2 protein-coding genes are annotated in these 1286 nt (G+C 68.3%); both read right to left on the reverse strand.

The genetic code is table 11. The annotated features are described in order from the left end of the window. Positions 1–39 precede the first annotated feature (39 nt). Positions 40–675 carry an SAM-dependent methyltransferase gene (locus A8G08_RS03200; RefSeq protein ID WP_068270046.1) on the reverse strand — a complete coding sequence of 212 codons (636 nt, stop codon included), beginning with the start codon at positions 673–675 and terminating at the stop codon, positions 40–42. Continuing rightward, positions 672–1286 (reverse strand): PIG-L deacetylase family protein (locus A8G08_RS03205; RefSeq protein WP_084435905.1); only part of this gene is annotated, 615 nt, incomplete at its 5' end. The genes A8G08_RS03200 and A8G08_RS03205, both read right to left, overlap by 4 nt.

Genomic DNA, 1286 nt, shown 5'->3' on the forward strand with positions numbered 1-1286 from the left:
TACATGCTCGACTAGCAATAGCTGCTCTTCGCGACACCGTCAGTCGGCTCGGTCGAGCAGTCCGTCGAGTGCGGCAACCGAGGATGTCGGTCCGCGAGTGAAGACGTCGAGGTGGAAATCGGGATCGCGATAGCTCGCGAGGGGGGATAGTCCAGCCGTCGAGTGTGCGATGCGGTGCACCTGCGCGCCGGTGAGTGGGTAGTCGGGTGCGGGGTGCTGCCAGTGCACGCAGAGCAGGTGTCCGCCCGGGTCGAGGTGGTCGACGATGGTGTCGAGGCTGTCCTGCAGCGCCTCGGCCTGCAGGTAGTACCCGACCTCGCTCAGCACGACGAGGTCGAAGCGTCCCAGTCGTGCCCACGGCGAACCGAGGGCCCACCGGCGACACTGCACCTTGCCCAGCCCTGGCGTGCTGGCGACGCGCTGCTCGGTCACCCCGAGCGCGGACTCGACCACATCGGTGGCGATCAGTTCGTCGCAGCGGGCGGCCAGCATCGCAGTGAGAACCCCGACCGAGCATCCCGGTTCCAGGACGCGGCGATACCGTTGCTGCGGCAACGACGCCACGGTGAGCGCATACTTGCGGCGCTCGTACCAGCGGTCCTGCAATCCCCACGGGTCGCTTGCGGTTTGGTACAACCGCTCGAAGTATCCGTCCGGGAGGCGGGAAGTGTTCATGCGAACAGTGTTTCGCTGGTGCGCCGCCAGTGCGCGAGGACTTGTTCGCCCAGCACGGGTGGATGGTCGGGGGCACCGGGCGGGGATTCGGTTTGGCTACGAAAGTGACCGATGGCGGCCAACTTGGTGCGGTGGCATTCCGCCGACAACCGGACCGATCGGGCGCGGGTCCATGGCACCGTAGGGTCGCCCGGTACCGCCCAATGCCACATCCATACCGGGAATTCGAGCAGCCGGCTACCGATCGCTGTGCAGGCCGCCGCGGCGGCGCGGCCGGTTGCGTCGTGGTCGGGGTGCCCGTCGCGGCGCCACGTGGTCGCACACCACGCACCGTCACCGAGATCGGTCAGCATGCCCGCGATCGTCGCAGTGAGCGCGGACTCGTGGGCACCGACCGCGCCGTCGGGCAGGCCGAGCCGGATCGGGGTCGTCGTCACCCCCAGCGTCGCGAGCGCACGGCGGGTCTCTTCGATTCGCTGCGCTGCAAGAACTTTCGGAGTCCACGAGGGGTAGCCCGGATGTGAGGCTTCTCCGTCGGTGACCGCGACCAGCAGGACCGGGATGCCGCGGGCGAGGCAGGTCGCCATCAATCCGCCGACACCGAGTGTCTC

The sequence above is a fragment of the Aldersonia kunmingensis genome (genome assembly GCF_001646865.1).
GTDB classification, from domain to species: domain Bacteria; phylum Actinomycetota; class Actinomycetes; order Mycobacteriales; family Mycobacteriaceae; genus Aldersonia; species Aldersonia kunmingensis.